Below are 13002 nucleotides of genomic sequence, written 5' to 3' on the forward strand. Positions count from 1 at the left end.
GCTGTGCCGATTTGAACTGCGAACGAACCACGGAGCTGGCTGCGCTCAGTTGAGCGCGCCTTGAAATCACGAACAAGACCCGGGGCCTACCTCCTTAATGTTCGTGTATCGATGCCATTGGAAACGGTGGGCTGCTTGAGCCGAGCGTGCAGCGTAGCGTCGTCGAGCTCGCCTTCCCACCACGACACGAACACAGCGGCGATGCCATTGCCGGTGATATTGGTAAGGGCTCGCACCTCGCTCATAAACTTGTCGATCGAGAATACGATTGCCATGCCGGGCACCAGTGCCGGGTTGACCACCGACAATGTCGCGGCAAGTGTGATGAAGCCTGCGCCAGTCACGCCGCTTGCCCCCTTCGAGGTCAGCATTGCCACGAGCAAGATCGTGAGCTGCTGGCCAAAGGTCAGATCGACCCCAAGTGCCTGGGCAATAAACAATGTCGCAAGCGTCATATAAATGTTGGTGCCGTCGAGGTTGAAGGAGTAGCCGGTTGGCACCACGAGGCCAACTACGGGTTTTGAGCAGCCCAGCCGCTCGAGCTTCTCCATCAATTGCGGCAGCGCGCTTTCCGAGGATGAGGTGCCGAGCACGATCAGAAGCTCGTCCTTGATATAGATAATGAATTTGAAGATCGAAAAGCCGACGATCCGCGCGATCAGGCCGAGCACGACGATCACGAATATCGCCGCAGTCGCATAGAATAGTACGACGAGCCCGATCAGATTACCGAGCGCCGCCGGCCCGAACTTGCCGACCGTGAAAGCCATCGCGCCGAACGCACCGATCGGGGCCGCTTTCATGATGATGGCGATCACGCCGAACACCGCGTGCGCGACGTCGTCAATCATGCCGCGCAGCCGTTCTCCACGCTCCCCAAGTGCCATCAGCGAAAAGCCAAACAGGATCGCGAACAGGAGCACTTGCAGAACATCGCCGCGAGCGAGGGCGCCGACCACGGTATCGGGAATGATATTGAGAAAAAAGTCGACGGTCTTCGAGGCTTCCGCCTGCTTGACGTAATTGGCGACCGCCGCAGCGTCCGGTTTGACCGCAAGACCATGGCCGATTTGGACCAGATTGCCCATGACAAGGCCCAACACCAAGGCAAAGCTCGATGCGATCTCGAAATAGACCAGCGCTTTGATGCCGACGCGTCCGACTTTCTTTGCATCCTGGATATGCGCGATGCCGGATGCGACGGTGCAGAAGATGATCGGCGCGATCACCATCTTGATCAGCTTGATGAAGCCGTCACCGAGTGCCTTGACCCAGTCGTTAGTCGCGACCGACGGCCACAGCCAGCCGACGATGGCGCCAAGCACGATCGCGATCAACACTTGAACGTAGAGAATTTTATACCAAGTCTGCGGCGCGCGCGCGGGCACCGCAGTTGCCATGGTGGTCATGACGCTTCCTTCCCGAATACACTCGCATGCGAGCCGCTGCGTCGTTGAGAGGCGGCGGCATCATACGAGGCTGTCATTTTAGCCGTGTCCAATAGAAGACGGTTCCGAGAGCCGGCGCGTCATTCCAAAGGCAGGCGTTCAGTTACGTTATCGTGCTTCGTCAAGCAAGATCTGCACCAGAGGCCCAACCAGACGATCGAGTCGCTATCAGATAAGCCGCCTTTCTTCTGACGAGGTCTGTTTGAATCTTCGAATGGCATTTGTGAGGTCGATCGCGAAGGTTGCTCAGCATCGCCGCGTCTTGCTGGCAAATTGCCCGAGGCACGTCTCAGCATAGAATTCCTAATGTTATCGGTACGCTTCGCCCGCTGGTGTTGATGCGACAGTACGCTCCATTGATAAAATTGATTGTTTGGATCGGAGGCATCCATGCGATGGAAGCGTGCGACATCTAGCGGGTTGCTCGACGTGAGGCGTATCCGCATCGGGCGGTCGCTGAGCCGTTTGGGCGCCTCGGCGTCACGATGGAGCTGCGATCACTCCGCTTTGGCGTTTTGAGCGTTCTTTTTCTAAACGCATTGCTAGGTAGGACGAGACCAATCTGACTTGTTCCGGCTGCGAATGCGAGTTCGAATGAATTGCGGCAATCGGACGACGGTGAGCGTACTCAAGTACAGAAGTGGTGATCTGGTGAAACCGGATGGTTCGGCAGAATTTCTGCGCAGGGCGTTTGTGCGTCGCCTTGCGAAGGCGCCTGATTACCTGGTGGATAACCATCCGTGCAAGTGCGTCTTCGCAACCGCGAGTCGTGATTGACCAATGTCGTAGGCTGGAGCGGGCGCTAAATAGAAGAAGGCTTGACGGCAGGCGCAGGGGACGGGGTGCCGAAAGTTGCTTCCTCGATATTCGGTATCCCTCCAGAGAGCGCGCTTCTCCATGATGGTGGCACGACAAAGTGCCGCTGTTCGCGGCCAGCCTCTCACCTGGAGTTCTCAAATGCCCGATCCGATGTCAGATCTATCCACGCGCTTCCTGCGTACGCCGGAGGCTGCGCGTTATCTTAGCCTATCCGGCCGCACGCTCGAGAGGCACCGCACATATGGCACGGGCCAGCGTATCGAAAAATCGGCGGTCGCGTCATCTACGCACTGGATGACTTGAGAGCATGGGCCGATCTAGGCACCAAGTCGTCGACGTCCGATCCCGGCAAAGGGACTGTGTTGCGATGTTGCGCCCCTATGCAGGCCAGGAACCTCGCCGATAGCCGTACGAGGCCGCGACGGTACAAGGCTAGATCCAGCTGGGATGTGCGCGATGGCGAGTCCGAATTCAGACGGCAGCTGTTTTGGTGCGCGCGCCGCATGCTTCGTTATGGCCGCGCGGAATCGATAAGTCGCCGTTTCCGTATACAATCATTCCACTGTGAGCCCGCATATCCGTCATTTTTTCGGCCTGTTTCGAATTAATGTATACAGATGGTGTCCCCAAAGTGAGGAATCGGCGCATGAGCCATTGCTTTCCGACCAATGTCTGGTACGCGGCCGCTTGGGATACTGAGGTGAGGCAGGCACTATTGCCGCGCACAATCTGCGGCAGGCACGTCGTGATGTATCGGCGCGCCAACGGCGAGGTGGCAGCACTGGAGGACGCCTGTTGGCATCGGTTGGTGCCGCTCTCAAAAGGGCGCCTTGAGGGCGACAGCGTCGTCTGCGGCTATCATGGGCTGAAATACAACGCGCAGGGCCGCTGCACCTTCATGCCCTCGCAGGAGACGATCAACCCCTCTGCGTGTGTACGTGCCTATCCTGTCGTCGAGCGCGATCGCTTCGTCTGGCTGTGGATGGGTGATCCGGCGCTAGCCGACCCGGGCCTGGTGCCGGATATGCACTGGAACGATGATCCCGCTTGGGCCGGCGACGGTGACACCATTCACCTGAAATGCGACTATCGTCTGGTGGTCGACAACCTCATGGACCTGACGCATGAGACTTTTGTGCATGGCGCCAGCATTGGCAATGACGCAATCACGGAAGCGCCGTTTGACGTCACCCATGGTGAGAAGACCGCTACCGTAACGCGCTGGATGAAGGGAATTGCCGCGCCCCCGTTTTGGGCCAAGCAATTGCAAAAACCTGGTCCGGTGGACCGCTGGCAGATTATCCGTTTCGAGGCGCCGTGCACGATCAATATCGACGTCGGAGTGGCGCCCGCAGGAACCGGCGCGCCCGAAGGCGATCGATCGGCTGGCGTCAATGGTATTGTCCTCAACACCATCACGCCCGAAACGGAAACGAGCTGCCATTATTTCTGGGCCTTCGTGCGCAATTATCGCCTAAACGAACAGCGCCTGACCACCGAACTTCGCCAAGGCGTTTCCGGCATCTTCCGTGAGGACGAGGTCATTCTCGAGGCGCAGCAGCGCGCGATCGACGAAAATCCCGACCGGGTCTTCTATAACCTCAACATCGATGCCGGCGCGATGTGGGCCCGCCGCTTGATAGATCGCATGATCGAGGCCGAGAATCCGCAGCACGGTCGTCAGGCCGCGGAGTAGGGCATGGTCGAGCGCGACAATGACCGTTCCGTCTCACAGACGGTACGCGCCCAGCTCAGCTTGCGCGATCTGATCCTGTCGGGCGACTTGCGGCCGGGCGAACGGATCTCCGAGTTGCAGGCCGTGGAGACGACCGGTGCATCGCGTACTCCGGTGCGAATGGCATTGGTTCGGCTGGAGGAGGAAGGACTTCTGGAAGCGATCCCTTCTGGCGGCTTCATGGTGAAGGCATTCTCCGAACGAGATGTGCTGGATTCGATCGAAGTGCGCGGCACCGTGGAAGGTCTGGCCGCGCGTTTTGCTGCCGAGCGCGGTGTTTCGTCGCGCGATCTTGAGCCTCTAAAAGGATGTCTTGACGAGATCGACAGCCTGGTGCGGCAGGACCCAATTTCCGTCGAGGCTTTCTCCTCCTACGTCGCGCTCAATGCGCGTTTTCATGCGCTGTTGACCGAATTGTCGCGCAGTCCGCCTTTGATCCGGCAGGTTGATCGCGCGTCGGCGCTACCATTCGCCTCGCCCAGCGGCTTTGTGATGACCCAATCGACACTACCGGATGCGCGCCACACACTGTTGATTGCGCAAGATCAACACCGCGTCGTGGTCGATGCAATCGAAAACCGCGAAGGCGCGCGCGCCGAGGCAATCATGCGCGAGCACGCTCGAGTGGCGGCGCGCAATCTGCGCTTGGTGCTCAGGAATAAGACGCATTCTGACCTGCTGCCTGGACTGGCGCTTATCAGGATGGCAGGCGATTAAGGGAAATCTCCATGCGCTTCATTGAAAGCTGGACATCGGCAACGCTCGTCGCGACGCGCGATCTGACACCTTCGATCCGCGAGTTTCTGATCAAACCAGAAAATTTTGATGGCACGGCCTATCCGGTCGGCAGCCATATCAATATTGCCGTCACTATCGATGGGCGCCCGGAGACGAGATCCTATTCCTTGGTCGGCGAAGCCGACCCGGCCGGCTATCGCATCGCCGTGCGGCGCGCGGAGGACTCCCGCGGCGGCTCGCAGTACATGTGGTCGCTCGCGCCGGGCGCGCGGCTGACAATTACGTCGCCCGCCTCGCTGCTGCCGATTGACTGGGCGCGCCGGCACTACTGCCTGATCGCGGGCGGCATTGGTATTACGCCGCTGATCGGGGCGGCTCAGGCGCTGGCACGCTGCAATGCCGACTTCACTCTGCATTATGCTGTGTCTTCCCGTGAGCAGGCCGTCTATTTGGACGTTCTCGCCCCTTTGCTGAACGAGCGGCTTATTGTCCATGCAGGCAGCGAAGGGCGCAGGCTCGATTTCGATGGCTTGTTCGCCTCGCTGTCGCCCGATGCCTTGACCCTCTTGTGCGGTCCGATCCGGATGCTCGATGCCGCCCGCCGGGCCTGGACCGGTGCAGGTCGCGGACTATCCGACCTACGCTACGAGACCTTTGGCTCGAGCGGCTCACTGCCGACCGAAGGTTTCCGGGTGCGCCTTGCAGATCGGTCTCTTGAGATCGAGATTCCGCGCGATCGCTCGTTGCTGGACGTGCTCAATGAGGCTGGGTACGAGGTGATTTCGGATTGCCGGCGCGGCGAGTGCGGCGTCTGCGCCATCGATCTCGTCGAAATCGACGGTGATCTCGACCACCGCGACGTTTTCTTCAGCGAGCAGCAAAAGCACGGGAACGAAAAGATCTGTGCATGTGTCTCTCGCGCTCGCGGCACCATTACAGTCGATATACTGCACCGCCCGGACGGGCCATAGATTCGCTGCAGCACGTTTTTTGGGCAGCAGGTTCTGGCCGAGAACTCGGCAACTAACGCATGTTCCACGGTAGGCTCCGTTATCATGGAACAGTGCGTGCATATTACCGGGTGAAGACGGTCGGCAGCTCCTGTCTTTGTCCTCGGCAACACGCAGTCCGAATACGAAATGGACCCCGAAACCTTTGTTTTTCGGTGGCGTCCATTCTCGCAGTAGGACTTTGGCGGGCTTCGGCGCTTATACACGGTCGCTCTTGAAAGACGCCAAAGAAACCAATTACTACTTCGATGCGGAATCACGTGAGGATTTGCATCGATTTTATTTCAGAGCGCGATATCTGTCGGGCGGCCAGCTCTCCTGTTCATTCTGCCGCCGCTGTCTGTTTGAGAACAAAGATGCCCGAAACCTGACAGCGGGTTAGGTCCACTGCACAGTGACGCTGGCGTCCATGTGGGTTTTTCTCGCGTTAGGCACAAAGCGCACCACATTTCGCAAGCGGCACGGGGATTGCTGAATGGCGCGCGAGGAGCTGCCGCCGTCAGACCGGTCGGAGCGGCCCTGTCACAGGAGTTTCCGATGAGGTTTGCGATGCCGCTGTTGCTCGCAGAAACGACGCGAATCAATGTGGTGGCCCTCACGAGATTGCGCATGCCGGACGATATGCGTGCCATCTTGCCGAGGCCGTTGAGACGGTCCGAGAACGCGTTGAGCGTTAACGCAAGCACCAGGTTCGATAGCCAAGGCACGCAAACTGAAACATTCCAGGCGTTCCGCTCGAGCGTCAGCATTCGCCCGATTGACCTTCTTGAGAATGCTCCTGTGGCTCCAGAAATCCATCTTACGACTGCGGCGAATTGGGTTTCAGGCGTCGTGAATGGCGCGGAGACCCGCAAGCCGTCGTCGTTCACGATGTTGTCGATCCCCAGGCGCATCGTGGCGCGAAAAGGTGAAGCAAACACAACCAATGCGGTCGCCATCCTGCAAGCGATGCCGAAGCTAGGCACGGCGCCCAGTTCTTGGGGCCTGGATCCGATCAAAACGCGATGCGCGCGAGATTCCTCGGCGGGCCGGGCGTGCAAGCGACCGCCGCGCGGGCATGGCGACGTGCTCTCACTGGTGGGCTGACGCACATGGATGTCCTTTCGCCGGACTTCTGGCAATCCGTTGCGCTCACGGTCGAGCTTGCCTGCGTGACGACAATGATCCTGCTGGTGATTGGCGCGCCGCTCGCGTGGTGGCTTGCACGGTCAAAGACGGTTTTGAGCGAGGCGGTCGCGACAATGATCGCGCTGCCGCTTGTGCTGCCGCCGACGGCGCTCGGTTTCTGCGTCCTCGTCCTGCTCGGCCCGAACGGACCCGGCGGGCTTCTCGCCTCTTTCTGGGGCCAGCACACTCTCGCATTTACCTTTGCGGGAATCGTCGTGGGATCGGTTCTCTCGGCGCTCCCTTTGGTGGTGCAGCCGATCCGTAGCGCCTTTGTTGCAATGGGCGACCGCCCGCAGCAAGTGGCGGCAAGTCAGCGCGCTTTTCCGTTGTACGCCTTCATTACCGTCGGCCTGCCGCTGGCACGGCTGGAGTTCCTCAAGGCTGGCATCCTTGGCTTTGCTCACACGATCGGCACGTTTGGTGTCGTCATGATGATCGGCGGCAACATTCCTGGGCGCACCAAGGTGCTGTCAGCCTACGTCATTGACTACGTCCAGGCATCGCGCTGGCGCGAGGCAGGTTGGGTTGCGGGGGGGATGGTGATGTTCGCCTTTGCGGTCATGTTCACCCTAACCCTCATCGACAAACGGTCTGCCAGGAGGGGGGCATGAGGGGCGGCAAGCCGGATCGAAGCACCTTCGGTGTGCTGGCCAGGCATGTCCGCTCCTAACCGAGCGGCAGTATCGCAAGTCAGATCGGCCCTTTTCTTGGCGAGGATACCATGAACAAACTCGTTGCGGCCGCGGCGGCTGCCGGTATCAGCTTCAATTCAGCGTACTGCGCGCCTTTGCCCGAGGCGAGGGCCGATGACGTCGGAGTTTCCAGCCAGCGCCTTGCCAGACTGGACGAGTTCTTCGCTCGGGAAATCGCAACCAAACGCGTGCCGGGCGCAGTGGTTGCAATCGCCAGAGACGGCAAGCTGATTCACTACAAGGCGTATGGACAGCTCGATCCTGAAAAAGGAACGTCGATGCGGCTCGATGCGATATTCGCGCTCGCATCTATGACCAAACCGATGGTGGCGGTTGCCGGCCTCACCCTCACGGAACAAGGTCGCCTGCCTCTGCGGGCCAAACTGACGGATTACTATCCCGAATTTGCAAAGATGAAGGTGGGAGTGCCGCAGCCTGACGGCTCATTGAAATACGAAGCGCAGAGTTCTCCGATTTACGTCCACGATCTGTATCGCCACACATCAGGGCTCACCTATGGTGCGCCACCGGATAGCGCAGATCAGGTGGCGCGTCTCTATCCGAATTTCGCAGCTCCGCCGGTCAAGGGCGATAAGCGGGCTTTCATCGAAGCCATTACCAAGCTGCCGCTGGCGCACCAACCGGGCACGGAGTTCGAATACGGCTTCTCGACTGACGTGCTTGGAGCTGTCGTGGAGCAGGTTAGCGAGCAGCCGTTGGGCGAGTATCTTTCCAGCAACGTGTGGAAGCCGATCGGAATGCTGGATGCCACTTTTCATTTGTCGGCATCGCAACGCAAGCGGTTGGCGCGTCCATTTAGAGACGACCCGCTGACCGGAAAGCCACAAAGCATCGAGCTCCTCGAAAGTCAGACGAGGTTTGACTGCGGGGGAGCCTGTGCATTCGCGACAGTTGGTGACTACGTGCGCTTTGGGCAAATGCTGCTAAACGGCGGGGAGCTCGATGGGCGGCGGATCCTCGGTCCGAAGACTGTGCATCACATGATCTCCAACCACCTTGGGCCAGAGATCAAAAATAAGGTCGCTCTTGTGGAGCCGCACCGCGCCGGCTTTGGGTTCGGGCTCGGAGTGGCTGTGCGCATAAGCGAGGGTCTCTCGGCCGTTCCAGGCAGTCCAGGTGAGTTCACCTGGACCGGCGCTTACGGAACACAATTTTTCTGTGATCCAAAGGAGCGCTTGGTCGTGGTGGTCGGGACGGCTGCGCCCGGAGAGATCCGCAAGTATTACCGCGAACAGGTCCAAAATATCGTCTATGCCGGAATAGTTCGATAGTTTGCTGCCGTCGGAAATGCTCGATGAACAGCTTGGATGACTGGCAAATTATGCTTGCTGCTGCGGATCGACATCAAACCTGAAAGGACAGCAAGGTCGTTTGCTGACCCGCGTCGGACGATCGGGCCCAGTGCTTGGAACGAGCCATTCTGATCGAAATCGGTGATCAGTACGGTGCCGCGAACTGCGACAATTATCGTGCCGGCCGGTGTGGCGGCCGTACTTGAAGAGCGAGTATGACGCCGTCGCCGCCAGGAGAGAGCCATTGTGATGCATTGTTGGAGTTCTCACGTCGACGGTCCAAACCGGACACCATAAGCACGACAAGTGGTCAATTGCGCAGCTTGCGCGTAGCTCGCCAATCCTGCTGCAGATCCACAAGCGACGGCTTGGTTCAGTTGCTGTGCAGTGGCCTATTTCTTGCTGCTGAACGTCAGCATCGTTACGGCTGACGCGTCACTTGGAAGGGCTCATGGGCAGGATAGAGGAAACCTTCTACAGCGTGATCAGACGTCAGGGTATCACGCGTCGCAGTTTCCACAAGTTCTGCAGTTTGACGGCCGCGAGCTTCGGACTCGGTCCGCTCGCAGCAAGCAGTATCGCCAATGCCCTCGAGACCAAACCGCGTATACCCGTCATTTGGCTGCACGGGCTCGAGTGTACCTGCTGCTCCGAAAGCTTCATCCGCTCAGCGCATCCGTTGATCAAAGACGTGCTGTTGTCGATGATTTCGCTCGATTACGACGATATGGTCATGGCCGCGGCTGGGCACCAGGCCGAAGCCGTCCTGCAGGAAAGCCGTGCCAGGTACAATGGCAAGTATGTGCTTGCCGTAGAAGGCAACGCGCCGCTGAACGAGGGAGGCATGTTCTGCATTGACGGCGGCAAGCCGTTCGTTGAGAGACTCAGGTGGATGGCGGAAGCGTCCATGGCGGTCATTGCTTGGGGGACCTGCGCATCCTGGGGCTGCGTTCAAGCGGCCAGGCCCAATCCGACCGGTACTGTGCCTATCGACAAGGTGATCTCCAACAAGCCGATCGTCAAGGTTCCCGGGTGTCCCCCCATCGCAGAGGTCATGACCGGCCTCGTGACCTTCATAACCACGTTCGGAAGGCTTCCTGAACTCGATCGCCAAGGGCGCCCAAGGATGTTTTATTCCCAGCGCATCCACGACAAGTGCTATCGGCGTTCGCATTTCGACGCCGGCCAATTTGTCGAGGAGTGGGACGATGAGTGCAAGTCGGATCGTAGCCATGTCGTTCTGTGAGCCAAGGAGTTGAGTGTTATAGTTGTCTTCCTAAGACCGCTTGGCCTCCGACTTGTGAGCCAAGGAGTTGAGTGTTATAGTTGTCTTCCTAAGACCGCTTGGCCTCCCGACTTAGACGGCTTTTGGGACAAAGGTTCATTCTACGACCGGCTCACGGCCATCCAGCAGTTCGGCATCGAGAAGAACGCCGATCAGATCGGCATGGCCGCTGCCGGCGCGGTTGGGTTGACCGTCGCCGCACATGCGGCGGTCACGGCCGTGAAGCGATTGACCCGGAAGCCGGATCGCGCAGCTGATAAGAATAAGCCAACTTGAGGGGAGGACGACGGTGGCCGTCCAGACACCGAATGGGTTCAACCTCGATCGTTCCGGCAAGCGAATTGTGATCGACCCGCTGACTCGGATCGAGGGCCACCTGCGCGTCGAAGCCAACCTCGATTCGAACAACGTGATCCGCAACGCGGTCTCGAGCGGGACGATGTGGCGTGGCATCGAAGTCATCCTGCGCGGGCGGGATCCGCGCGACGCCTGGGCGTTCACCGAGCGGATTTGCGGTGTCTGCACCGGCACCCATGCGCTCGCCTCCGTGCGCGCCGTTGAAAATGCACTTGGGATCGCCATTCCGGAGAATGCCAACTCGATCCGCAACATCATGCAGCTGTGCCTGCTTGTGCATGATCATCTCGTGCATTTCTATCACCTGCACGCGCTGGATTGGGTCGACGTGGTCTCCGCGCTCAAGGCTGATCCCAGATCCGCCTCGGCGCTGGCGCAGTCCATCTCGCCCTGGCCGCTGTCGTCTCCTGGCTATTTCAAGGATTTGCAGATCAGGCTCACCAAATTCTTCGGGTCAGGGCAACTCGGTCCGTTCAAGAACGGCTATTGGGGGCATCCGGCTTACAAGCTGCCGCCGGAAATGAACCTGATGGCCGTGGCGCATTATCTGGAAGCGCTCGACTTCCAGAAGGAGATCGTCAAGATCCAAGCCATCTATGGGGGCAAGAATCCGCATCCGAACTGGCTGGTCGGCGGCGTGGCCTGCGCGATCAACATCGACGGAAATGGTGCGGTTGGCGCGATCAATATGGAGCGGCTTAACCTGGTGTCCTCGGTCATCGACCGTTCGATCGAGTTTGTCGAGCAGGTCTATCTGCCCGACATCGCAGCGATCGGCTCGTTCTATAAGGACTGGCTGCATGGCGGCGGGCTTTCTAGCAAAAGCGTGATGTCCTATGGCGACATCCCCGAAAACGCTAACGACTGTTCCGCGAAAAGTCTCAAGCTGCCGCGCGGCGTCATTCTTGGCGGCAAGCTTGAGGAGATTTTGCCGATCGACCATGGCGATCCCGAGCAGATCCAAGAATTCGTCGCGCATTCATGGTATAAATACCCTAGCGAGTTCAGCGGCCTGCATCCCTGGGATGGCGTCACCGAACCGAATTTTGAGCTAGGGGCAAAGGTCAAAGGCAGCAGAACAGATATCAAGGAACTCGACGAAGGCGGCAGGTATTCCTGGATCAAAGCGCCGCGCTGGCGCGGCCACGCCGTCGAGGTCGGGCCATTGGCGCGATACATCATCGGTTATGCGCAAGGCAAAGCCGAATTCAAGGAGCCGGCCGAGAGACTGCTCAAGGGGCTCAATCTTCCCTTGACCGCGCTGTTTTCGACGCTTGGCCGTACCGCGACGCGGGCACTCGAATGCCAGTGGGCGGCGCATCAGATGCGCTATTTCCAGGACAAGCTGGTCGTCCATATCAAGCAAGGCAATAGCGCAACTGCCGACGTCAGCAACTGGAAGCCGGAAGGCTGGCCTAATGAGGCCAGGGGCTACGGTTTCACTGAAGCGCCGCGCGGTGCGCTTGGCCACTGGATCAAGATCAAGAACACCAAGATCGACAATTACCAATGTGTCGTGCCGACGACGTGGAACGGGTCTCCTCGCGACCCCAAGGGCAATATTGGCGCTTTTGAAGCCTCCCTTATCGGTACCCCGGTCGTCGATCCGAAGCGGCCCTTGGAGATCTTGCGCACGATCCATTCCTTTGATCCGTGCTTGGCGTGCTCGACCCACGTGATCAGTCCCTACGGCCAAGAAATCGCTTCAATCAATGTTCGTTAGGTCCATACTGGACAAGGCTCCGAAAGCCGTTGCGGTCGTCGATGCAGCGCCGACTGTTCACGGGGCCGCCTACGTTTATGAAGCGCCGGTGCGACTGTGGCACGCGGGCAATGCGGTGGCCATTCTGGTGCTGGGCATAACCGGTTATCTCATTGGAACTGGGACACCGGCAATGCCGGGGGAGGCTAGCGACAATTTCCTGTTCGGCTATATCCGCTTTGCGCATTTCTTGGCGGGATATGTGCTCGGCGTCGGATTTATGCTGCGCCTCTACTGGGCCTTGATGGGAAACCCGCATGCCATGCAGATCTTTTGCGTGCCGCTCTGGCGCAGATGCTTTTGGCGCGAAGTGTACGACGAAATGCGCTGGTACGCCTTCCTTGCAGTTGAGCCCGAAAGGCACGTCGGGCACAGTCGGTTGGCTCAGCTCGCGATGTTCTTCATGTTCACGCAGACCACCACGTTCATGATCGTCACGGGCTTTGCACTTTACGGGCAGGGCGTCGGTCGTGACAGCTGGCAGTACAAGTCGTTCGGCTGGGTATTTGCAATCTGCCCGAACGGTCAAGACGTCCGTACCTGGCATCATCTCGGCCTGTGGATGATCGTGACCTTTGCGCTGGTCCACATTTACGCGGTGATCCGGGAAGACATCATGTCGGGCCGGAGCATCTCCTCGATGATTTCGGGGCAGCGTCAGTTTCGCGATTGACCG

Annotated in this window: 9 protein-coding genes and 3 pseudogenes; 11 read left to right on the plus strand and 1 reads right to left on the minus strand. The window is 59.0% G+C overall.

The features are described 5' to 3' along the window. Positions 1-86: 86 nt before the first annotated feature. Entirely contained in the window at positions 87-1409 is a 1323-nt protein-coding gene (dctA, locus tag Q2M23_RS20405; RefSeq protein WP_092090216.1) for a C4-dicarboxylate transporter DctA, read from the minus strand. A 996-nt stretch (positions 1410-2405) separates the two neighbouring features. On the opposite strand from dctA, the pseudogene Q2M23_RS20410 reads away from it, so the two are divergent. The 11 genes and pseudogenes from Q2M23_RS20410 (at position 2406) to cybH (ending at position 12999) form a co-directional block, all read left to right on the plus strand. Then, positions 2406-2673: pseudogene (locus tag Q2M23_RS20410) on the plus strand (helix-turn-helix transcriptional regulator). A 240-nt stretch (positions 2674-2913) separates the two neighbouring features. After that, positions 2914-3963 (plus strand): aromatic ring-hydroxylating dioxygenase subunit alpha, encoded by a 1050-nt coding sequence (locus Q2M23_RS20415; protein WP_316396801.1) that lies wholly within the window; start codon positions 2914-2916, stop codon positions 3961-3963. A 3-nt stretch (positions 3964-3966) separates the two neighbouring features. Next, on the plus strand, positions 3967-4719 hold the full coding sequence (locus tag Q2M23_RS20420) for a GntR family transcriptional regulator (protein WP_316396802.1): 753 nt from the start codon (positions 3967-3969) through the stop codon (positions 4717-4719). Positions 4720-4730: 11 nt separating this feature from the next. Further along, positions 4731-5711 (plus strand): PDR/VanB family oxidoreductase, encoded by a 981-nt coding sequence (locus Q2M23_RS20425; RefSeq protein ID WP_316396803.1) that lies wholly within the window; start codon positions 4731-4733, stop codon positions 5709-5711. Positions 5712-6287: 576 nt separating this feature from the next. After that, the gene (locus tag Q2M23_RS20430; RefSeq protein ID WP_316396804.1) at positions 6288-6836 is read left to right on the plus strand and encodes a hypothetical protein; all 549 of its coding nucleotides are present in this window, start codon (positions 6288-6290) and stop codon (positions 6834-6836) included. Between the two features lie 5 nt (positions 6837-6841). Next, entirely contained in the window at positions 6842-7528 is a 687-nt protein-coding gene (locus tag Q2M23_RS20435) for a molybdenum ABC transporter permease (protein WP_316396805.1), read from the plus strand. A gap of 110 nt (positions 7529-7638) precedes the next feature. Beyond that, on the plus strand, positions 7639-8901 hold the full coding sequence (locus Q2M23_RS20440) for a serine hydrolase domain-containing protein (protein ID WP_316396806.1): 1263 nt from the start codon (positions 7639-7641) through the stop codon (positions 8899-8901). 472 nt (positions 8902-9373) lie between these two features. Next, a pseudogene (locus Q2M23_RS20445) lies at positions 9374-10135 on the plus strand (hydrogenase small subunit); the annotation flags it as partial. A 144-nt stretch (positions 10136-10279) separates the two neighbouring features. Then, positions 10280-10483, plus strand: a pseudogene (locus Q2M23_RS44040) (uptake hydrogenase small subunit); the annotation flags it as partial. 13 nt (positions 10484-10496) lie between these two features. Then, positions 10497-12287: a nickel-dependent hydrogenase large subunit gene (locus tag Q2M23_RS20450; RefSeq protein WP_316396807.1), complete on the plus strand. Its 1791-nt coding sequence runs from the start codon at positions 10497-10499 to the stop codon at positions 12285-12287. Next, on the plus strand, positions 12277-12999 hold the full coding sequence (gene cybH, locus Q2M23_RS20455; protein ID WP_410469743.1) for a Ni/Fe-hydrogenase, b-type cytochrome subunit: 723 nt from the start codon (positions 12277-12279) through the stop codon (positions 12997-12999). The genes Q2M23_RS20450 and cybH overlap by 11 nt, the downstream gene beginning before the upstream one ends. Positions 13000-13002: the final 3 nt, after the last annotated feature.

Origin of the sequence: Bradyrhizobium sp. 33ap4 (genome assembly GCF_032654765.1) — a bacterium.
GTDB lineage: Bacteria > Pseudomonadota > Alphaproteobacteria > Rhizobiales > Xanthobacteraceae > Bradyrhizobium > Bradyrhizobium australafricanum.

What these genes read in the sequence shown, in the direction of transcription:
- dctA (WP_092090216.1), bottom strand. Translation starts at nt 1,409, where the DNA reads ATGACCACCATGGCAACTGCGGTGCCCGCGCGCGCGCCGCAGACTTGG.
- Q2M23_RS20415 (WP_316396801.1), top strand. Translation starts at nt 2,914, where the DNA reads ATGAGCCATTGCTTTCCGACCAATGTCTGGTACGCGGCCGCTTGGGAT.
- Q2M23_RS20420 (WP_316396802.1), top strand. Translation starts at nt 3,967, where the DNA reads ATGGTCGAGCGCGACAATGACCGTTCCGTCTCACAGACGGTACGCGCC.
- Q2M23_RS20425 (WP_316396803.1), top strand. Translation starts at nt 4,731, where the DNA reads ATGCGCTTCATTGAAAGCTGGACATCGGCAACGCTCGTCGCGACGCGC.
- Q2M23_RS20430 (WP_316396804.1), top strand. Translation starts at nt 6,288, where the DNA reads ATGAGGTTTGCGATGCCGCTGTTGCTCGCAGAAACGACGCGAATCAAT.
- Q2M23_RS20435 (WP_316396805.1), top strand. Translation starts at nt 6,842, where the DNA reads ATGGATGTCCTTTCGCCGGACTTCTGGCAATCCGTTGCGCTCACGGTC.
- Q2M23_RS20440 (WP_316396806.1), top strand. Translation starts at nt 7,639, where the DNA reads ATGAACAAACTCGTTGCGGCCGCGGCGGCTGCCGGTATCAGCTTCAAT.
- cybH (WP_410469743.1), top strand. Translation starts at nt 12,277, where the DNA reads ATGTTCGTTAGGTCCATACTGGACAAGGCTCCGAAAGCCGTTGCGGTC.